Genomic DNA, 21,055 nt, shown 5'->3' with positions numbered 1-21,055 from the left:
GCCAGGGGAGGCAACGGGCGTTGCGTTTACCGTTGCGTGGTTTTGGCGTCTGAAAAAACGCACCTCTGCAAAGCAGTCGCGATACAGACCAAATACCGACGTCAAAACAGCCTCAAATCTGCCGGTTAACAGGCCAACAAAAAACGCGCCGCAGAGGCCTGCGGCGCGTTGTCTTTGGATCAGATGAAGATCACTTCTTTTTGCGCGGTGGCATCAGGTCGGTGATTGTGCCTTCAAACATCTCAGCGGCAAAATTGATGGTCTCGCTGAGCGTTGGGTGGGGGTGAATGGTGTGGCCCAAATCAACCGCATCCGCGCCCATTTCGATGGCCAAAGCCACCTCCGCAATCAGGTCACCAGCGTTGGGACCAACAATCCCTGCGCCAATCACGCGCTCGGATTCTTCGTCGAAAATCAACTTGGTAAGCCCTTCAGAGCGACCCAGAGACAGCGAGCGACCAGAGGCGGCCCAAGGGAAGACACCCTTGCCAACCTTCATGCCCTCGGCCTTGGCCTGTGTCTCTGTGACACCCACCCAAGAAACCTCAGGATCGGTGTACGCCACAGACGGGATCACCCGTGCATCAAAGTGGCGCTTGTGACCCGCAGCCACCTCAGCGGCCACTTTGCCCTCGTGCACAGCTTTGTGGGCCAGCATTGGTTGTCCAACAACGTCACCAATGGCAAAAATATGAGGCACCCCAGTGCGTTGCTGACTGTCGACCGCAATGAACCCGCGCTCATCCACAGCCACACCAGCCGCCGCCGCATTGACCTTCGCCCCGTTTGGACGACGGCCCACCGCAACAAGCACTTTGTCAAAGGTATCAACCACTTCGCCCTTAGGGCCTTCCATGGTGACCTCAAGACCAGCGTTCGTTGCTTTAACAGCTGTGACTTTTGTCTTGGTTAGGATGGCCTCATACCGCCCTTCAATCCGCTTATGCAGCGGTTTCACAACGTCTTTGTCCGCACCTGGAATGATCTGATCCATGAACTCGACAATGGTCACTTTGGAGCCCAAAGCATCATATACGGTGGCCATTTCCAGGCCAATAATGCCGCCACCCAGCACAAGAAGGCGCTCTGGCACATCTTCCAGCTCCAGCGCGCCAGTGCTGTCGATTACGCGCGGATCATCATGCGGAATAAAAGGCAGGGTGACCGGCTCGGAACCGGCTGCGATGACACATTGGTCAAAGCTGACGGTGGATTTTTCGCCGTCATTGTCGACTTCGATCATGTTGGGGCCAGTGAAGGTGCCGTAGCCGTTCACAACCTGCACTTTACGCGCCTTGGCCAATCCGCCAAGGCCGCCAGTCAGCTGATTAACAACACTTTCTTTCCAATCGCGCAGCTTTTCGAGGTCAACCTCAGGCTTGGCGAAGCTGACGCCGTGTTCCGCCATTTCCTCAGCCTCGGTGATCACTTTGGCCGAGTGCAGCAGCGCTTTGGAAGGAATACAACCTACGTTGAGGCAGACACCACCAAGCGAGCTGTCTTTTTCGATCAGCACAACCTTTTTGCCGAGGTCCGCGGCGCGGAACGCCGCTGTGTAGCCACCTGGGCCAGAGCCCAAAACAACCACTTCGGCATGCACATCACCTGCACCTGTCGCGGCACCGGTTGCAGCAACAGCTTGTGGCGCAGAAGGGGCTTCGGATACGGCAACCTTTGGCGCCTCAGCAGCACCTTCAACTTCCAAAACAAGGATCAGGCTACCCTCAGAAACAGCGTCGCCTTCGGCCACTTTGATGTCCTTCACCACGCCTGCGGCGGGTGATGGCACTTCCATGGTTGCCTTGTCGCTTTCGACCTCAATGAGCGGGTCTTCTGCGGCGACAGTGTCGCCCACAGAGACCAGAACGGAGACCACAGGAACTTCGGAAAAGTCCCCAATATCAGGTACTTTGACGTCCATCTTTGTTCTCCTTACCACATCAATTTGCGCATATCGCCAAGTAGGGTTTTCAGCGTCACGGTGAACCGTGCAGCCAAAGCCCCGTCGATGGCGCGGTGGTCGTAAGACAGCGATAGAGGTTGCATCAGGCGTGGCACAAACTCTTCGCCATTCCAGACCGGCGCCATTTTGGAGCGGGTCAGGCCAAGGATCGCCACTTCCGGCGCGTTCACGATGGGTGTGAAGGACGTGCCGCCAATGCCGCCAAGGCTGGAGATTGTGAAGGTTGCACCTTGCATGTCGGGGCCTTTGAGCTCGCCTGCGCGGGCTTTGCCGGACAACTCCATGAGATCCTTGGAGATTTCTACAATGCCCTTACGGTCCGCATCTTTGATTACTGGCACAACCAACCCGTTTGGCGTGTCCGCAGCAAAGCCGATGTTGTAGTAGTCCTTCTTGATCAGCTTGTCGCCGTCCGGATGGATTGACGAGTTCACTTCCCAGTGCTGCTTGAGAGCAGAAACCGAGGCTTTGACCACAAAGGACAGAAGCGTGACCCGATAGCCTTCTTCTTTGGCCAACGCGTCCATTTCTTTGCGATACTTGTCCAGATCGGTGATGTCCGCCTCGTCGTTGTGGGTGACGTGCGGAATGTTGAGCCAGCTGCGGTGCAACGCCGGTCCGGACAGTTTCTTGATGCGTGGCATCTCGACGTCTTCGACTGGACCAAATTTGGAGAAATCCACCGCTGGGATCGGCGGAATGCCCATGCCACTCTGTGCTGCGCCAGCAGCCACTGGGGCGGCTGTGGTGCTCTTCAAGAAGGCTGTCACATCTTCACGCAGGATACGACCTTTGCGACCCGAGCCATTCACCTTGGCCAGATCCACGTCCAACTGGCGTGCAAAGGCGCGCACAGATGGGGAGGCGTGGGTCTTGCCAAATCCGGCATCGGTAACCGCCGCGGGAGCTGGTGCGGCGACTGGGGCTGGTGCTGCAGCTAAGGGCGAGGCGGTTTCTGCTTTAGGGGCAGGGGCTTCCGCCGCATCACCTTCCGCGTCCAGCGTCAGGATCAGGGAGCCTTCCGAAACCGCGTCGCCTTCGGCAACTTTGATTTCCACGATTTTGCCCGCCGTCGGGGAGGGCACTTCCATGGTGGCTTTGTCGCTTTCCACTTCGATCAGCGGGTCTTCTGCGGCGACCACGTCACCGGCACTCACAAGAACGGAAACCACTGGAACTTCAGTGAAATCGCCGATGTCGGGAACTTTGACTTCGATTGTCATTTTCAAATCTCCTCTCTTCCCGATCACACCAGGCGCGGGTTCGGCTTGGCGCCGTCGATGTCATATTTGGCCAAGGCGGCCTCAAGGTCTTTCTTGGTCACAGCGCCCTCTTTGTAGAGGTCGACCATGGCCGCAGCTGCGATGTGGTTTGCGTCCACCTCAAAGAAGCGGCGCAGGTTCACGCGGCTGTCAGAGCGGCCAAAGCCGTCTGTGCCCAACACGGTGTAGTTGCCCGGAACACAGGTCCGGATCTGCTCCGCGTAGTTCTTCATGTAGTCGGTCGCTGCAATCACTGGCCCTTTGGCCTTAGAGAGCTGCTCTGCCACAAATGAGATCTTCGGTGTGGCCAGCGGGTTCAAGCGGTTGTGGCGGGCCACATCCTGACAATCCCGTGCCAGTTCATTGAAGCTGGTTGCAGACCAGATTTCGCTTGTCACGCCAAAGTCTGCTTCGAGCATTTCCGCAGCCTTCATCGCCTGCACCAGAATGGTACCGGAGCCCATCAGCGTGACGTGTTTCTTGGAGGGTTTCTTGATCTCTTTGAAACGGTAGAGACCTTTAATGATCTCATCTTCCACACCCATCGGCATATCCGGGTGGGCATAGTTTTCGTTCATGAGTGTGAGGTAGAAGAACACGTCTTCCTGATCTTCATACATCCGTTTCATGCCGTGCTGCACAATCACCGCCACTTCGTGTTGGAAGGTGGGGTCATAGGTGATGCAGTTCGGAATGGTGCTGGCGAGAATATGGCTGTGGCCGTCTTCGTGTTGTAGGCCTTCGCCGTTCAACGTGGTTCGGCCAGCGGTGCCGCCAAGCATGAAGCCACGCGCACGGCTGTCGCCTGCGGCCCAGGCCAAATCGCCAATGCGCTGGAAGCCAAACATGGAGTAGTAGATGAAGAATGGGATCATCGGTACGCCATGGTTGGAGTAAGCGGTGGCCGCCGCAATCCAATCTGACATGGCACCAGCTTCGTTGATGCCTTCCTGCAGTACCTGACCGTCAGTTGTTTCCTTGTAATACATCATCTGATCAGCGTCTTGCGGCGTATACTTCTGACCTTCCGGGTTGTAGATGCCTACGGAACGGAACAGGCCTTCCATACCAAAGGTGCGGCTTTCATCGGGCACAATAGGCACAATGTTCTGGCCGATTTTCTTGTCCCGCAGAAGCGTTGTCAGAATACGCACAAAGGCCATCGTGGTGGAAATCTCGCGATCGCCTGTGCCTTTAAGCTGCGCGGCAAATTTGTCCAACGGCGGGATTTCCAGCTTGGGGGATTGGCTTTCCCGTTTGGGGAACTCCCCACCAAGTGCTTTCCGTCGATCCGCAAGATAGGCTTTCTGCGCGTTGTTCAGCTTCACAAACGGCGCATCCCCCACATCTTCGTCGCTGACCGGGATCTCAAAGCGGTCACGGAAGGCGCGCAGTTGATCCTCGTTCATTTTCTTCTGTTGGTGCGTGGTGTTCTGGCCCTCGCCAGCAGTGCCCATACCGTGGCCTTTGACGGTTTTTACAAGCAGGCAACTTGGTTGCCCTTTGGTATCACTCGCGCGTTTGAACGCGGTGTAGACCTTTTGTGGGTCGTGACCACCACGACGCAGCGACCAGATTTGTTCGTCAGTCCAGTCTTTCACCAGCTCGGCTGTCTCAGGGTATTTGCCGAAGAAGTGTTCACGAATGTAGGCGCCGTCTTTGGATTTGAACGTCTGGTAGTCGCCATCAACGGTTTCATCCATCAACTGACGCAGCTTGCCAGAGGTGTCTTTCTCAAGCAGTTCGTCCCAGCCCTTGCCCCACAGCAGCTTGATCACATTCCAACCCGCGCCGCGGAAGTCACCTTCGAGCTCCTGCACAATCTTGTGGTTACCGCGAACCGGCCCATCAAGGCGTTGCAAGTTGCAGTTCACCACAAAGATCAGGTTGTCGAGGCCTTCGCGTACGGCAAGGTCAATGGCCCCCCGGCTTTCCGGCTCGTCCATCTCGCCGTCGCCAAGGAAGCACCAAACCTTACGGTCGGCCATGTCGATCAGGCCGCGGTTGTGCATGTATTTCATGAACCGTGCTTGGTAGATCGCCATCAAAGGTCCTAGGCCCATGGAGACGGTTGGGAACTGCCAATAATCCGGCATCAACCAAGGGTGCGGATAGGAGGAGAGGCCGCCGCCGTCCACTTCGGAGCGGAAGTTTTCCAATTGCTCTTCGGTCAGGCGGCCTTCCATGAAGGAGCGCGCATAAATGCCGGGGATCACGTGTCCTTGGAAGAACACAAGGTCGCCGCCATGGATTGCGGATTTGCTGCGCCAGAAGTGATTCAGACCTATATCATACATCACCGCAGAAGAGGCGAAGGAGGCAATGTGCCCGCCATACTCGCTGCTCACTTTGTTACGACGCACCACTGTTGCCATGGCGTTCCATCGGTTGATGGTGCGAATGCGCCATTCCATGTCCAGATCTCCAGGGAACTCTTCCTGATCGTCTGTTGGGATGGTGTTTTGGTAGGGGGTGGTCGCCGAGAAAGGCAGGGTGGCCCCAGCTGCTCGGGCCTGTTGAACCGCTTTGTCGAGCAGGTAATGCGCTCTGTCCGGTCCATCCCGTGCGATGACATCCTCAATGGCGTCTTGCCATTCTTGGGATTCTACCGGGTCGATGTCTGAAAAGTCATTTGCCATGCGGCGTCTCCTCCACTGCAATCCGCGTTTCAATTCTTATAGTTTAATATTAAACCATGTAGCTAGTGCGTGAAATGCATGGGTCCCATGCGTGAGGCGCAAAGCTGTCTGTAAAGAATACCCGACGAGTGTAGCGTAATTTGTCGACAAAAAAACAGGGACCCAAGGGTCCCTGTAAGTGTTTGAATTTAAGTGGTTTCAGTCTTCTTGAGGAAGAACCAAGTTCAGAACAATCGCACACAATGCAGTTGGAGCCACAGCAGACGTCATCAGCGTTTTCACAACACCAGGCAGGTATTGCACAGCTGTTGGTACAAGGTTCAGCCCCAAGCCCACAGCCAGAGACACTGCGATGATCACCATATTGCGGCGGTTCATTGGAATCTCTGACAACATGTTTAAGCCGGCGGAAGCCACCATGCCAAACATCACAATCACACCACCCCCAAGTACTGGCAAAGGCATGGAAGCAATCACGGCGCCAACTTTCGGCATCAAACCACAGAGGATCAGGATGACGCCACCAATGGTCACGACGTGGCGGCTCATCACACCTGTCATGCCGACGATCCCGACGTTTTGCGAGAATGATGTGTTTGGCAGGCCGCCAAAAACACCAGCGATGGCTGTGCCCAGACCGTCTGCATAGGTCGCGCCTTGGATCTCTTCGTCGGTTGCATCACGGCCCGCGCCAGCTTTCGCTGTGGCAGAAGCGTCGCCCACGGTTTCAATGGCTGAAACGATGGACACCAGTGTCACGGCAATCACAGCGCCAAGGCTGAATTCAAAACCATAAGGCAGTGGTGTGATCCCTGTCACCCAAGATGCTTTGGCCACTGCGCCGAAGTTCACCATCCCGGACAAGTAGGCCACGATATAGCCTGCGATCATGCCAACAAGAATGGCTGCACTAGAGAGTGTGCCTTTGGTGAAGAACTTTAGGACCAGCGCAACGATGACAACTGTCAAAGCCACAGTCCAATGCTTCAATGAGCCAAAACTTTCGGCCTCCATTTGGAACTGTGCGGCACCGCCTGCAGCGTATTTGATTGCCACTGGAATCAGGTAGAGACCAATTGCCAAAATAACCAAACCTGTGACCAGAGGTGGGAACAGCCAGCGTAGCTTGCCAATGACAGAACCAAGGGCGAAGTGGATGACACCACCAATGATACAGGCGGTTAGAGCAACGCTGAGGCCTTGTGTTGCGGCCACACCGGCGAGCACACCAACAAAGGCAAAACTGGTGCCTTGCATGATTGGCAGGCGTGCTCCAATTGGGCCAATACCCACGGTTTGGAACAATGTTGCGATGCCCGCAAACAGCATGGCCATCTGAATCAGGTACACCTGTTCAGCGCCACCAAAGGCGAGGCCGGCCGCTCCGGCCACAATGATGGATGGGGTCACGTTTGAGGCAAACATTGCCAGAACGTGTTGGAATCCCAGTGGGATCGCCTGCCCCAATGGGGGCGTGACGTTTGGGTCGGAGTATTGTCCGGTCGCTTGTGTTTCCTGAGCTGTCATAGTGTCAGCCATGTCCTTCTCCTGTCGGTCGTTGAGCCCCGCCGCTTCTTTTTCCGAGCGGCTTAAGGGCGGTTTGGTCAGGGGATACCTGACCGTTGGTTTTGATCCGCCACCACTTGGTAAGCTGTGTCGAACCAAAATTCTTCCAAGTTGGCGCCGTCGCCAATGCGGTCCACCACGGCAAAAATGCCGGGAGCCGCAAGCGGGGTCAAAACGCCGTGCCACGTGTTGCGATGAAAGTTGATGGCTTGTCCCGGCAGCGTCTGAAACGCGACGGGTGTATCTGGCTTGCCGCTCAAATCTTTTGCAACAATCACTAGAAATGCGTGTTCTGTCATCGGAATGAAAGCCTGGCTCCCGTCCGGATGCCGCTCCACCATTTCAAGAGTGTAGGGCAGGCTGCGTGGCTGCGCATTGAACATACTGATACCAGCGCGTCCATCAGCAAAATCCATCACTGCAAGGTCGTGATGACGGCCACACATACCCTGGTTGATGATTTTGTCAGCCTCGGGCTTGAGGGCAATCACATTTCCAAAGGGAGCGAACGCCTTAGCAGTCAACGGCTGAATGACAATTTCGCTCACGGAAACAAGTCCATCAAACGGAATTCGGCAATGCGTTCCACTTGTTTGCAGGCCTCGGAAAGTTCGGTTGAGCTGTCATTGCAAATGCGACGGTCAAAGGCCGCCATGATCGAGGTCTTGTTATGGTCCCGCACGGCAATAATAAATGGGAACCCGTGTTTGGCAACGTATTCAGCGTTGAGCTGCGTGAAATGCATTCGCTCTTCATCGGTGAGCATATCGAGGCCAGCGCCTGCCTGTTCGGATGTGCTTTCTGCGGTTAATCGGCCAGCCGCTGCCAGTTTACCAGCAAGGTCCGGGTGTGAATTGAGCACGCCAAGCCGTTCCTCATCGCTTGCCGTACGGAAGGCACGGCATAGAGCATTGTGTACTCCGACAGCGCAGTCATGTGCTGGACCAAGTTCCAACGCGTGTGCCCGCTCTGCAATCCAGGCAGAGTGCTCAAAAATGCCGCCGTATAGTTCCACGAAACGCGCTTGGTCCATTTGGCTTGGACGCTCGAACCGTTGGTGCGGGTGAGTGTTGGCCCAATGCTCCGCAATTTCGACCCTGCGCGGGGTCCATACCCCTTCAAAGCTTTGAATGTAGTCCAAAAACTGGGCCAGACCTGCAAGTTTGCCAGGGCGACCAATCAAGCGGCAATGCAATCCGATCGACATCATTTTGGGAGCGCCTTCGTCACCTTCGGCATAAAGCACGTCAAAGGCATCCTTAAGGTAAGTGAAAAAATCTTGTCCCGTGACCCAGCCCGGCGCTGTGGCAAAGCGCATATCATTGGCTTCCAGCGTGTATGGAATGATCAGTTGATCACGGTCTCCAAATTCGCGCCAGTAGGGGAGGTCATCGTCATAAGTATCTGAGATGTAGTCAAACCCACCTTCTTCAGCAACAAGGCGCACCGTGTTCTCAGAGCAACGTCCCGTGTACCAACCGCGTGGCGGTTCCCCAACCACTTCGGTGTGTAGACGGATAGCCTCAACAATAGAGGTTCGTTCTTCTTCTTCGGGCATGTCCTTATGTTCGACCCACTTGAGGCCGTGGCTGGCGATTTCCCAATCCGCAGCTTTCATGGCGGCAACCTGTTCTGGGTTGCGAGCCAATGCGCTGGCGACTCCATAAATGGTTACGGGAATGTCTTTGCCGGAGAAGAGGCGATGCAGTCTCCAAAAGCCTGCGCGGGCACCGTATTCGTAAATCGATTCCATGTTCCAGTGGCGTTGGTTCTGCCACTGGGCCGCGCCGGGAATGTCGGAGAGAAACGCTTCTGAGGCTGCGTCTCCGTGGAGGACACAGTTTTCGCCACCTTCTTCGTAGTTCAACACAAATTGTACGGCAATCTTGGCGTTATTTGGCCATTGAGCATGTGGTGGATTGGGGCCATAGCCCCGCATGTCCCGTGCGTAGCGCGTCACGACAATTCTCCCCTGTTTCGCGATTGCTTTGTTTTAGCTTAAAAACCACATCGTGACTTTCCAATTTTTTTTGAAAGAGTTGTTGTCACGAACGCCGTTTGCAAAAAACCTATTGGCCAGATGTCTTGGGGCTAGGTACCTGCTACGGCTTCCTTTTTTTGAAGAGCAGCTTGCACACGTGGTGTCATAAACTCAATCAGGAGCCTTGTTTTGGGATCTTGGTGACGTCGGTGCGTATACAGAAGAGCCATTTGGATCGGCATTGGCGGTGTGTTGGACAGCACAGGCACCAATGTTCCTGACGCCAGGTGCTCCGCAATTTCAAATTCTGGTTTGAGCGTGATTCCGTGTCCTTCGAGGGCCCAATCAGTGAGTACATCGCCATCGTCTGATTCAAAGGGACCTTTGACGGCGAACCGCCGAGTGCCCTCTAACGTCTCCAAGGGCCATTGGAATTCTGGTGCGCCCGGGTAACGTAAATTGAGGCAGTCATGTGTGCCATTGGTCAGTTCTTCGGGCGCGGTCGGCGCTCCCCGCTCTGACAGGTATTTTGGGGACGCGCATAAGACACGGGGACAGTCCGCGATTTTTCGGATTCGCAAAGTGCTGTCTTCTGGAACACCCAAAAAGAAAGCCACATCAAGGCCTTCTGCCGTTAAGTCCAACTTGCGATCAGACAAGCGTAAGCGCAGATCAATGAGCGGGTATTCTTTTTTGAACTCGGGGATCAGTGGGGCGATCAGGCGTCGACCGACGCCCAAGGGTGCAGCAATATGGATCAAGCCGCGCGGGCTTTGTGTGATCGAGTTTACGGCCGCCTCGGCTTCGTCAATGGTGGCCAAAATCTTACAGGCGCCCTCATAGAAAGTGTTGCCTTGCTCTGTGGGGTTGAGCTGCCGTGTCGTGCGGTGAAACAAGCGAACACTAAGGTAATCTTCCAATTGTGAAATTCGCGAAGACGCCACGGCTGCCGAAATGCGTTGGTCCCGCGCGGCAGCGGACATGCTGCCAAGCTCATAGACACGTACAAAGGTGCGAATGTTGTCGATGTAGGACATAGCGATCTTCAGGCATTTCTTGAAACTGACATTGTATTCCACGGTATCCCAAAATGATTGGCGGCACCAGTGGGACCAGAGGACAAACGATTTCGCGCTTTTCATTGCCGGCGCGGCGTGGTTGAAAACCCACAGAACCATAGGCTTTAGAGGTGGGCGCGATGCAGACTGTGATCTTTGACTTGGACGGCACCTTAGTGGACAGCGCACCGGACATCCGCGCCTCTGTGAACAAAATGTTGGCGGAGGAGGGCTTGCCAGATCTGAACCTCCCGACAGTTATATCCTTTGTTGGCAACGGATTACCGACGCTAGTGCGTCGTGTCATGGCGCATTTCAGTATAGAGGACAGCCAGTTTTCCCGTCTCAATGCGCGGGTTTTGGCAATCTATAATGCGTCAACTTATGAACACACGGTGATGTATTATGGTGTACGGGAAGTGCTAAGCATCCTTCATGCGAAAGGGGTGCGGTTGGGGGTGTGTACCAACAAACCTGAAGAACCTGCGCGGCATGTTTTGGATGCTTTGGACCTGACGCAGTATTTTGACGTCGTGGTTGGCGGCGACACGTTTGAAAAACGGAAGCCTGACCCTTTGCCGCTTTTGAAAGTGATTGGTGAGACATCGTTGTCGGATGTGCTCTACGTTGGGGACAGCGAAGTTGATGCTGAGACCGCGCGGCGAGCTGGCGTAACTTTTGCTTTGTTTACAGAGGGGTACAGAAAGTCTCCAGTTGAAGACATGCCACACGACATGCGGTTTTCTGAGTGGCGGGAATTTCTGAGCGTCGTTGAAGCGAAGAAAGTAGAATAGGCCAAAAATCGCGTTTCAGTCGCACCCCCATAACTGTGACTTGCTCATTGGGGGGTGTTGGTTTTAGGCTATCCCCAAACGCCATGACGCGAGGAGTTTGGTTGTGAAATCTTTTATTGTCAGTGCTTTGGCCGCTGTTTCTATTTTGATTGGGGGGGCGGTCTCTGCACAAGTGATTGATTTGACCCCGGCCAATCCTCAGCCAACAGGGGTGAAGCGAGGGCTGAAGGTCAACTATTTCACCGGCGAGCGCAATGTGCGAAATCTGTCCCAAGCGAAGTCGAAAATCAAATGGTCCAAGCCAGGTAAGCCATTGCCTGGGTTGAATTTTCCAGACAAAGGACAGGGTGCGCCTGTGCTGACTTCCGGCAAGGCAACTTTGGTGGTTGCGGACATTAACGGCTATATCAAGTTTGATAAGCCCGGGGTCTATGACCTTGAATTGCTTTAGCAATGATGGCTCTCAGATTTGGATTGGTGGCAAGTCGGTGGCCAAGCTGAACAAGATCACGCCTTGTGCCAGCGTGGGGCGGCCGAAGGTGAATGTGCCCTCGGCAGGATGGTATGATTTCAAGGTGTTATACTGGCAGAAAGAGGGAACGGCGTGCCTCGAAAGCGAGTGGAAGGCGCCGGGAGGCAAGCGTCAGCTGATCCCAAACAGCGCGTTTGGCTACAAGTAAACGCCTGTTCAGCAAAGTTAATTGGGGGCTTCGGCCCCCTTTTTTGTGGGTGAAATCCGCGTCGGTAAACTGTCTGTATCACGACTGTTTTGCGACTGTGGCGATTTTTGCACCAATCAGCGGCAGATATTCTTAATCTGTGCGTCTTTCCACGGCAGCACCACTGCGTCAGGGCGGGGCAAATCATCGACCGGGAAGTGTGGTGAGAGCAGGGATTTGAGCCGGGCTGTGCGTGGGGCCTTTGGGTCCAGCAGGGAACAGCATAGGTATTCCTCGACCACGGCGGCCTGTTGCTCATATCCGTAGTCCAAGAACGTGTCCGCAGAGGCGCTTTCAAACTGGTACGGGTCGGCGCCATTATTGTGCTCGCGTGCGGCACGGGTCGGGGTGTAGCCGGTGATCTCGCGGTTTTGCCATTGCCAGACGTGCACCATTTCATGTGCAAAGAACATCGCGGCGGTCAAGTGCAGTTGTTCCGGATAGCTGGGCACGTAGTTGGGCAGCGACCAGTCCTTGGACGTGTAAAGCTGCTCATACAGCACCACACCGGCAGCGGAGGCGGTGATTGTGTCGCCTTCGGGTTCCGGATTGATGCGTTCGCGACAGGCCAGACGCGGGCGCTTTTTGTACTCAAACGTCTGAATGCCCAAGGGCGCGTTTTTGGTGACGCGGATGGGCGCGGTGTCAATTGTGTCGCCCAGAATGTCAGCGGTAAACGCTTGTTCCGTTTCGGTCAGGGACCGGCCACAGGAGATTAAAGCGAAACAGAGGAAAACGGGCCAGATGCGCATAACGGGAAGACTACCAAAGCGCCTTGTGGTGGCAAGGTGGGAAATCACAGAAGACTGTCGATTGTGCGGCCCAAGCGGAAAGGTGCCGCGAATGCCACAAGGCAGAGGGCAATGATTTGCAGGATCAGCAGGGCGCGGCCGGATTGCAGGCGCTGCCATGCGTCGCGCAGGGCGGTGATGTCGGCAATCAGCGTGTCGTAAGTGAGCGCCAAGACGCGGTAGTCAGCGGCGATGTTGGGACGTGTGGGTGCGAGGGCTTCCACGGCCATGATGGTGGGCACGTCGCGGGTATCAAAGGCGAGGAATTCGGCCATCTCGAGCTCGGCGGCGGCTTGGCTCATTTGGGCCTGGTCACGGGGGCTGCCAAAAAGCAGCGAGAACCCTGCGAGTGGGGCGGCGCGTTTTGTGATGGTGAGGAACAGGGGCAGGGCGGTGTTTTCGGCTGAACTGGCGGAGAGGAATTCGACCTTCTCACAGAGTGTGGTCAGGTGTTCGTTGTTGGTTTGTGCGCAGTAGCGCAGGCGAAAGCGGGCGGCGTCCGTGTCAAAGGCACGCGACGCGGTGTAGGCGACGGTGATCTGGCGATTGAGCGCGGTGCTGTCCTCTTGGTAGATGCCCGCCGCGATGGCGACCACGGCACCAACGCCACCCAAGGCGACCCAGATGACGTCAGCGATTTGCCACGCGCGGGTGTCTTCGGTGCGTTTGAACAGCGTGAGTGCGGCGAGGCAGCCCAGCACAAAACAGACAAGGATCAGGGGCAGTTGGTAGGTTTGTAAAAACGCGGCCATGGGGGCAGCTTAGCGACGATTGGGTGAAACAGGTATCACGTGTCGGTCAGATCGCGTGTTGGGGATGTTGGATGGTTCGCAGTAAATGCGCACCCTACCGGGGGGTGGTGACCAGACGGCCACCGTTCATGCATTCATGGAAATGGAATTGGTAAAACTGCTGGTCTTGCGCGTTGCCTGCTGCCGAGCCAATGGCGCCGCCGATCATGCCAAAAGCTTCGGCCTGTGTGCGATCTCGTGTGCCGATGTAGCCCGCGCCTTGGCCAAGGCTGGTGCCGGTGCGGCTGCCTTGATCGGTGCCGCGCATGCCGGTGGCGGCGCGGGCGTATTGGTCACAGAAAAGTTGCGTGCGCTGTTGGGTTTGCGGCCATTGATGCAGGTCTGGCGTCTGGCGTTTTTGCGGGCGGGCTTGTTGGCTCTCAGGGGACATGAAGTTGTTCTGATGCCGCGCGGAATCCTTGCGGGCTTGGGCCAAGGTGTCGGTGGCGGGCAGGAAGAGTATGAGGATCAGGGCAAGGGCAGGGCGCATGGGGGGAGTTTGGCAGGGCGTCCGATGGCGGGCAAGATGTAGGGTGTGCATTTATGCGCACCGGCGTGGCGTGTTGGCGAGGTGCAGATTGTGGGAGGTGCGCAATGAATGCGCACCCTACGGGGAATTGTCGCGTGTCGTTTGAGAGCCAATGCGGAATGCAGAGCATTCCGCCGCGCCCGACCCTCCCCCATGGGGTGAGCAGCGAAAAAGAAACCGTCCAGTGGACGGGTTCAGCTGCGAACGGGCGGAGCCCAAAACGCGTTCCTCACCCACCCTCGGGTCAGGCGCTGCCTAACTTGGTCTGTCTCTTCAGCTGTTAGAAGAGAAGCGCGTAAACCCAGCTGTAGATGGAAAACGAGCCAGCCAGGAGCATGGCGCAAACATCCAAACAGGCCACGATATAGAATGCCAAGGCAGTTAGAGTTCTGCGTTGGGGAAAGTCAGTCATCCAAATGAGCAGAATGACCTTAGCGGCAAAAAGCGGATATGCGAGGTTGATGCCGCCAACTGTGAGGGGCAGGAAAACTTTCAGAAGAGCCGATGCGCCGATGTTGTAGAGTTGATAGACCCAAAAAACTTTGGGATCGGAACCTTGGAGTTTGGACATCTCAGTATCTTGGAAGCGAAGCGTTAAGCCTCAAACATCCAACTCCTCCACAAACCGGGCATTCTCCTGAATGTACTGGAAGCGTTTTTCCGGCTTTTTGCCCATCAGGTCATTTACCAAACCATCGGTCTCGCCCGGCTCGTCTTCGTCAATGGTGATCCGGATGAGCTTGCGGCTCGCGGGATCCATGGTGGTCTCTTTCAGGTCTTTGGCGTCCATTTCCCCAAGCCCCTTAAAGCGGGACACGTCTATGCGCCCTTTGCCGCCGATGCCTTTTTCCAGCCAGTCGTCTTTCTCGGCCTCATCTACACAGTAAACGCGTTTGGCCCCCTGGGTGAGGCGGAACAGCGGCGGGCAGGCCATGTAGAGGTGGCCGGCGTCGATCATCGGGCGCATTTGGGTGTAAAAGAAGGTCATCAAGAGTGCTGCGATGTGGGCACCGTCGACGTCCGCATCGGTCATGATGATGATCTTGTCATAGCGCAGATCGTCGACGTTAAATTTGGTGCCAAGCCCCACGCCAAGCGCCTGGGTCAGGTCGTTGATTTCCTGGTTGGTGCCAATTTTGGAGCCGGCCGCGCCAAGCACGTTGAGGATTTTACCACGTAGGGGGAGGAGCGCCTGGGTCTTGCGGTTGCGGGCCATTTTGGCGGAGCCGCCCGCGGAGTCCCCCTCCACGATGAACAGCTCGGTGCCGTCGCGGTTGGTTGCCGAGCAGTCCACCAGCTTGCCGGGCAGGCGGAGTTTCTTGGTGGCTGTCTTACGCGCGGTCTCTTTTTCCTGACGACGGCGCAGGCGTTCTTCGGCGCGTAGGATTAGGAAGTCGAGGATGGCGCCTGCGGATTTGTTGTTGGAGGCCAGCCAGTTGTCAAAGTGGTCGCGCACGGCGTTTTCCACCAGTCGTTGGGCTTCGACTGTCGCAAGGCGGTCTTTGGTCTGGCCCACAAACTCTGGCTCACGGATGAAGCAGGACACCAGCGCGCAGCCGCCGGTGATCAGGTCGTCGCGGGTGATTTGCGCGGCCTTTTTGTTGTTCACCAGTTCGCCGTAGGCCTTGATGCCTTTGAGCACGGCAGACCAGAAGCCAGCCACGTGTGTGCCACCTTCGGGGGTGGGCACGGTGTTACAGTAGGACTGGATGAAACCGTCGCGAGAGGGGGTCCAGTTGATCGCCCATTCGACCTTGCCTGGCACGTTGAAGCGCTCCTGGAAATCCACGGTGCCGCCAAACGGCTGCTCGGCGTAGGTGGTGGCCTTGTCCATGGTTTCTTTGAGGTAATCCGAAAGCCCGCCCGGAAAGTGGAAGGTGGCCTCGGTTGGCGTTTCACCGTCGTCGATGGCGGTTTTCCAGCGGATTTCAACGCCGGAGAACAAGTAGGCTTTGGAGCGGATCGATTTGAATAGGCGGGCCGGTTTGAAGCGGTGGTGCCCAAAAATCTGTTCGTCTGCGTGGAAGGTCACGGTGGTGCCACGCCGATTGGGGGCGGCGCCAATTTGGGCGATTGGACCTTGAGGGATGCCACGGGAGAAGCTTTGTTCAAACAGCTTTTTGTCGCGTGCAACCTGGACTACCATCGAGTCTGACAGGGCGTTCACAACCGAGGCGCCCACACCGTGCAGACCGCCCGAGGTTTGGTACGCTTTGCCCGAGAATTTACCGCCTGCATGCAGCGTGCAGAGGATAACTTCCAGCGCGGATTTGTCGGGGAACTTGGGGTGTGGGTCTACTGGGATGCCACGGCCATTGTCGCGAATGGACATGGAGTAGTCCGCGTGCAACTCCACTTCGATCCGATTGGCAAAGCCTGCTACTGCTTCATCCATCGAGTTGTCGAGCACTTCGGCCACAAGATGGTGCAGGGCGCGTTCATCCGTGCCGCCAATATACATGCCCGGTCGTTTTCGGACAGGTTCCAGCCCCTCAAGGACTTCAATGGAGGAGGCATCATAATCAGACGGCTGTGTATCGGCCAGAAGGTCGTTGGGCATTCGCGGGCTGCTCTTGTTGGTGTTGTTTGGCGGGCAGTATGGCAGGGAGGCGCGGCGGGGGGAAGAGGCAGGACGCAAGAACCGTAAAGCCGCCTGTTGGAAAACAGACGGCTTGTTGGAGAGAGGTAGAATGCGGTGCCCGGATGGAGGGACAAATGTTTACCCGGGCACCACAAGATCACATGGGGATGTGATGTCGTAAGTTGCTGGTCACATAGACAAATAATTGTCTGCCAGCGTGTCGCGGTACTTGTCGATCCACTTGGTGTTGATCGCGGCGATGGTGCCGTTCGCTTCCAATTCGGAGAAACAGCGGTCAAAAGCCACGGACATGTCCGGGTCCCGGAAGTTCATAGCATAGTTTGACGGTTCAAAAATCGCGCGAAATTCCAGTTGCTGGCTGGCGTCGACACCGGCAGAAGAGCCTGCGTCGCGCAGGCTGGCGGCGTAGGCAGCAAAGAGCATGCCATCGCCGAGAATACCGTCCACGCGACCACCAAAGAGCAGTTTGGACTGGGTTTCCTGGTCAGCCATCTCGCGGTAGGAGCCAAAAGAGCCTTGGGCGTCGGACAGACCCGGCAGGATGCCGGAAGCGCCTTCAAAGGCTGCAATGCTCAATCCTGCCAAATCATCCAGCGCGCCAAAATCGCTGCCGATGGAAGCAAGGTAGGACACGCCGTTTTGATACGCGATATAGGGTGCGCTTTGCGCTCCATCCATTGGCATACCAAGTGGCACGGTCATAACCGCGTCGCCGGTGCCACCTTCGTAGGTCGCCCAATGACGTGTGAAAGGTTGCACAACATAGTTCACGTCGTGGCCGCAGTGCTGCATGACCTGGGTCACAATTTCTGCTTCGCGGCCGGAGCCGTCAGAATAGACCATAGGTGGCAGGTCAGCGGCTAGAATGGTGACAGTGTCAGCGACGGCTGCACCTGTCGAAATGGTCAGCGCAATGGCGGACACCGTGGCAGTCAAAAATTTCATGAGATCAATCTCCTCGCAATCCCTGCCGCAGCCTAGGCGCCGAGTTCTTAATGACACCTTAGCGAGAGATGGGTTTTGTTGAGGGGAAAATTAATTGCCTAATTTCATGACTTAAAACGAAAATTTCTGAACTTTATGTAGGCGGCCCTCAGAGGGATTCATTAAAATTGTACCGTTTGGACAAAAATATGGCGGGAGATCCCCGCCATACCTCAACACACCAAACCTATTCTCCAAGTGTCCGCGTTTCAAATTGTAGTCCAACGGCGGTACGAGCCGGAAATCCGTGCCAATACGTGTGATCAGACTTAAGGGTGCCGTCCTCCTCGGCAGAGTAGACTCCGTCTTTGGCGTTGGTGACCAGATCCAGATAGACGGCTTTGTCCTGATCATCTTTGAGGTGCAGATCAAGGAAGGCGGTCGCAAAATGCTGGGTGATATTGTTCATGCGCACGGTGTCCCACACGGCGTCTGCGTAGTGGTCAAATGGCGGGAAGCCGAGGGTTTCGGAGGGTTGCCAGCCTGCCATGGGGACCGGGATAGGCGCGGCGGCATTATGATTGGCGTTCTCAAAGGTGAGCAGGTGGCGGTCCGTTCCTGTGGTGTTTTCAAAAATTTCCCGCATGGCTGCATAGACCGACACGTCGTCAACTTCTCCTGCCATCAGCAGGGTGGGTTTGCGCAAACCTGCGAGGCCAGCGTCATCCCATAAACCGTAGTTGCGACCCCAAGGGCCAATAGAGATGATCGCCTTCACGCGATCGTCGATCAGCGCCTCATGGGTGTCGGTGCCTGCCACATTGTGGATGAGCGTACCTTGCGGGGGTGCAAACGGGGATGCCTCGACGCCTTGAGCCAGACCAGCACCGCCAAAAATCAACGCGCCGTAGCCGCCCATTGAGTAACCGACCACCGCGGCGGTGTCCGCGTTGGTGATGGCCCCAATGGGCCCGTCGAGAGTGGCCATGCTGTCAACGACAAACCTTTGGTCGATAGGGCGATTAAGGAGAGTCGAGCCAAAGGCCGCTTGATCCGGGTAGGTGCTGTCGGTGTGATCAATTGAGGCAACCACATAGCCTTTGGAGGCCAGGTTCTCACCCAGATGAGACAGCAACAAGCGGTTGCCGGGATAGCCGTGTGAGATCACGACAAGGGGGTAGGCACCATCCGACTTAGGGGGAGCATCCCGCGCCGCACGTCCGGTGAGGGTGACGGTCATGGAGGGGTCGCGAAGCTCGGTTTCATAGGTGCCGCCTTGTGGCGTTCCCGCGGCTGCGGGATACCAGATTTCAACGGTGAGCGGACGGTTGTAGCGCGCCAGTGTGTCTTCGTCTGAGTTCAGTACGTCGACTTGGTCTTTGTGTTCAAAGTGGCGTGTTGTGACGCCAATCGGCAGCGCGCCGTAAGGGGCAAGAACGGGGGCATCGGGTCGGATCAAGTCAATGCGGTCTTGCGCGACAAGCGGTGCGGCAGCGAGGGTCAGTGACACAGCAATCTTCCAAAAACAGGATCTGGGTTTAACAAACATGAACGTCCTCCAATGTCTGCAGGAAGTCTAGAGGCGACATTCGCTGTAATCTACTCAGAAGGGAATAAAAGACGCTGGGTCATTGTGTGCCGTTGTGTACGAGGAACAGCTCTGAAATAGCTGGGAAGGCAAAGAAAATATGGGTGATTTGAGAATTTTGTTGACGTGTATCAAGGAGTTTTTGCCGACAAAATGCTAGCTGACTTGTGATCTTAAAAGAAACGTATGGAGACGCTTATGGATGACCAGTTGGATGGTGTGGCTCAGGTAAAAAATGGCGTGAACAAAGACGCGGCGGAGGTGTCCGATGATGTGACACCTACCGAGGAAACAACGCTTGATGTGCGGGCAAGCAATGAGCCTTCTGCGGATGAGTTGCGCCGCGCGTTTGAGCGGGGGGAATATCCTTACGCAAACAAACTGTCTCGTCGGTCGTACGAAAAGCAAAAAGCGCAATTGCAAGCGGAGTTGCTGAAAGTACAGCTATGGGCTCTGGAAACTGGCCAGAAGTTTGTGATGTTGTTTGAGGGGCGGGACGCGGCTGGTAAAGGGGGCACAATCAAGCGCTTCACAGAGCATTTGAACCCACGGTCTGCACGGGTGGTGGCGCTGAACAAACCCACCGATGAAGAGCGCGGCCAGTGGTACTTTCAACGCTATATTGATCACCTCCCGACCGCCGGTGAAATGGTGCTTTATGACCGCAGCTGGTATAACCGCGCCGGTGTGGAGCGGGTGATGGGCTTCTGTGAGCCGGGCGAATATCTTGAATTCATGCGCCAGACCCCGGACTTGGAGCGGATGTTGGTGCGTTCGGGCATTCGGCTCTACAAATACTGGTTTTCGGTCACCCAGGACGAGCAGAAGCGCCGGTTTGAGAGCCGGGAGACCGATCCGCTCAAACAGTGGAAACTGAGCCCAATTGACAAAGCCTCTCTGTCCAAATGGAACGACTACACCGAAGCCAAAGAAGCGATGTTCTTCTATACCGATACGGCGGATGCGCCGTGGACGGTGGTGAAATCCAACGACAAGAAACGCGCGCGTTTGAACTGTATGCGGCACTTCCTGGCGTCGCTGGACTATCCGGGTAAGGATCACAGTATTGTGGAACAGGCCGACCCGCTGATTGTGAACACCGCGAGCCATGTGATCCACCAATCTGATCACATTCTGGGCGCGGCGTTGCATCCAAATACACGTAAGCCGCGTTAAAGTGTGCGGAGCAGTTGCGTTAGCGGCTGCAGTTTTTGAAAGGCGGTCTCGATTTGCGACACGAGGCCGCCTTTTGTGATGTCGCTTTCGTCAAAGTCAAACCAGACCGTGCAGCTTTTGCGTTTTAGCAGCGCTGCTTGTGGGTGGTCTTTGTCAAAGGGGGCGGGCACCCGTTTGAGTTCGGCCTCGTCCATGCGCGCGCCGCTGGCTTGTAGATCAACCAAAGCAGCGGCGATTTTTGCGCCGCTTCTGCCATCGACAGCCGCACGCCATCGGGTGAGCTTGTCTTTGTCCAACCCCATGATGCCACCGCCCACCGAGAGATAGTCGCGGCCAATGCCAAAGAAGAACCCGGTGGGCGGGGTGGACCACAACATGTGCAAATGCAGGTGATAGGGTGTTTTGTCTTTGGAAAACCGCACGTCGCGGTGGGGGCGGAAGAGTTTAGTGCTGGGCACTTGGCCGGTTTGCTTTTCAAGTGAGGCCGCCACAGTGTCGAGCAGGGCCAAAGCGGGAGATTTCAGGTTTGTCTCGTAAACTGCCTTGTTTCCCGCAAACCACTCTTTGGAATTGTTGTCAGCAAGGTCGTTCAAAAAGGCGCGGCTGTCGGAAATCAACGAGGCAAAGGGATCAGCAGACATGGGAGGACCTTCTAACAAAATATCCGCGTCA

At 56.0% G+C, this 21,055-nt stretch carries 19 protein-coding genes; 4 read left to right on the top strand and 15 right to left on the bottom strand.

Annotated elements, in window-relative coordinates:
• Positions 1–190 precede the first annotated feature (190 nt).
• From lpdA to QOL67_RS06590, 7 genes are all read right to left on the bottom strand, one after another.
• The gene (gene lpdA / locus QOL67_RS06620) at positions 191–1,921 is read right to left on the bottom strand and encodes a dihydrolipoyl dehydrogenase (protein ID WP_283425176.1); all 1,731 of its coding nucleotides are present in this window, start codon (positions 1,919–1,921) and stop codon (positions 191–193) included.
• 11 nt (positions 1,922–1,932) lie between these two features.
• Positions 1,933–3,186, bottom strand: a complete 1,254-nt coding sequence (locus QOL67_RS06615) for a dihydrolipoyllysine-residue acetyltransferase (RefSeq protein WP_283425175.1) — start codon at positions 3,184–3,186, stop codon at positions 1,933–1,935.
• Positions 3,187–3,209: 23 nt separating this feature from the next.
• The gene (gene aceE, locus QOL67_RS06610; RefSeq protein ID WP_283425174.1) at positions 3,210–5,864 is read right to left on the bottom strand and encodes a pyruvate dehydrogenase (acetyl-transferring), homodimeric type; all 2,655 of its coding nucleotides are present in this window, start codon (positions 5,862–5,864) and stop codon (positions 3,210–3,212) included.
• A gap of 198 nt (positions 5,865–6,062) precedes the next feature.
• A complete protein-coding gene (locus QOL67_RS06605; RefSeq protein WP_283425173.1) occupies positions 6,063–7,403 on the bottom strand; it encodes a uracil-xanthine permease family protein in 1,341 nt (446 codons plus the stop codon).
• Between the two features lie 65 nt (positions 7,404–7,468).
• On the bottom strand, positions 7,469–7,978 hold the full coding sequence (locus tag QOL67_RS06600) for an ureidoglycolate lyase (protein ID WP_283425172.1): 510 nt from the start codon (positions 7,976–7,978) through the stop codon (positions 7,469–7,471).
• Positions 7,975–9,390 carry an allantoinase PuuE gene (puuE, locus tag QOL67_RS06595; protein WP_283425171.1) on the bottom strand — a complete coding sequence of 472 codons (1,416 nt, stop codon included), beginning with the start codon at positions 9,388–9,390 and terminating at the stop codon, positions 7,975–7,977. The genes QOL67_RS06600 and puuE overlap by 4 nt, the downstream gene beginning before the upstream one ends.
• Before the next feature lie 131 nt (positions 9,391–9,521).
• Entirely contained in the window at positions 9,522–10,448 is a 927-nt protein-coding gene (locus QOL67_RS06590; RefSeq protein ID WP_283425170.1) for a LysR family transcriptional regulator, read from the bottom strand.
• 161 nt (positions 10,449–10,609) lie between these two features.
• On the opposite strand from QOL67_RS06590, the gene gph reads away from it, so the two are divergent.
• From gph to QOL67_RS06575, 3 genes are all read left to right on the top strand, one after another.
• On the top strand, positions 10,610–11,263 hold the full coding sequence (gene gph, locus QOL67_RS06585; RefSeq protein ID WP_283425169.1) for a phosphoglycolate phosphatase: 654 nt from the start codon (positions 10,610–10,612) through the stop codon (positions 11,261–11,263).
• A gap of 103 nt (positions 11,264–11,366) precedes the next feature.
• On the top strand, positions 11,367–11,714 hold the full coding sequence (locus QOL67_RS06580; protein WP_283425168.1) for a hypothetical protein: 348 nt from the start codon (positions 11,367–11,369) through the stop codon (positions 11,712–11,714).
• A 37-nt stretch (positions 11,715–11,751) separates the two neighbouring features.
• Positions 11,752–11,943: a hypothetical protein gene (locus QOL67_RS06575; RefSeq protein ID WP_283425167.1), complete on the top strand. Its 192-nt coding sequence runs from the start codon at positions 11,752–11,754 to the stop codon at positions 11,941–11,943.
• Between the two features lie 116 nt (positions 11,944–12,059).
• Here the strand turns inward: QOL67_RS06575 and QOL67_RS06570 are convergent, their stop codons facing one another.
• From QOL67_RS06570 to QOL67_RS06540, 7 genes are all read right to left on the bottom strand, one after another.
• Entirely contained in the window at positions 12,060–12,734 is a 675-nt protein-coding gene (locus QOL67_RS06570) for a hypothetical protein (RefSeq protein ID WP_283425166.1), read from the bottom strand.
• A gap of 44 nt (positions 12,735–12,778) precedes the next feature.
• Positions 12,779–13,525, bottom strand: coding sequence for a hypothetical protein (locus QOL67_RS06565; protein ID WP_283425165.1), 747 nt, complete (start codon positions 13,523–13,525; stop codon positions 12,779–12,781).
• A 94-nt stretch (positions 13,526–13,619) separates the two neighbouring features.
• Positions 13,620–14,054, bottom strand: a complete 435-nt coding sequence (locus tag QOL67_RS06560) for a hypothetical protein (RefSeq protein WP_283425164.1) — start codon at positions 14,052–14,054, stop codon at positions 13,620–13,622.
• Positions 14,055–14,373: 319 nt separating this feature from the next.
• The gene (locus QOL67_RS06555; RefSeq protein WP_283425163.1) at positions 14,374–14,664 is read right to left on the bottom strand and encodes a hypothetical protein; all 291 of its coding nucleotides are present in this window, start codon (positions 14,662–14,664) and stop codon (positions 14,374–14,376) included.
• Positions 14,665–14,694: 30 nt separating this feature from the next.
• On the bottom strand, positions 14,695–16,653 hold the full coding sequence (gene parE / locus QOL67_RS06550) for a DNA topoisomerase IV subunit B (RefSeq protein WP_283425162.1): 1,959 nt from the start codon (positions 16,651–16,653) through the stop codon (positions 14,695–14,697).
• A 210-nt stretch (positions 16,654–16,863) separates the two neighbouring features.
• Entirely contained in the window at positions 16,864–17,640 is a 777-nt protein-coding gene (locus tag QOL67_RS06545) for a substrate-binding periplasmic protein (RefSeq protein ID WP_283425161.1), read from the bottom strand.
• A gap of 226 nt (positions 17,641–17,866) precedes the next feature.
• Positions 17,867–19,168: an alpha/beta hydrolase family protein gene (locus QOL67_RS06540; protein ID WP_283425160.1), complete on the bottom strand. Its 1,302-nt coding sequence runs from the start codon at positions 19,166–19,168 to the stop codon at positions 17,867–17,869.
• A 237-nt stretch (positions 19,169–19,405) separates the two neighbouring features.
• Here QOL67_RS06540 and ppk2 point away from each other — a divergent pair, with 237 nt between their 5' ends.
• On the top strand, positions 19,406–20,383 hold the full coding sequence (gene ppk2 / locus QOL67_RS06535; RefSeq protein ID WP_283425159.1) for a polyphosphate kinase 2: 978 nt from the start codon (positions 19,406–19,408) through the stop codon (positions 20,381–20,383).
• Here ppk2 and QOL67_RS06530 read toward each other — a convergent pair.
• Positions 20,380–21,024, bottom strand: a complete 645-nt coding sequence (locus tag QOL67_RS06530) for a TIGR02453 family protein (RefSeq protein ID WP_283425158.1) — start codon at positions 21,022–21,024, stop codon at positions 20,380–20,382. The genes ppk2 and QOL67_RS06530 overlap by 4 nt on opposite strands.
• Positions 21,025–21,055 lie beyond the last annotated feature (31 nt).

Origin of the sequence: Shimia sagamensis, assembly GCF_900182745.1 — a bacterium.
GTDB classification, from domain to species: domain Bacteria; phylum Pseudomonadota; class Alphaproteobacteria; order Rhodobacterales; family Rhodobacteraceae; genus Shimia; species Shimia sagamensis.
This window is presented reverse-complemented; position numbering and strand designations above follow the sequence as displayed.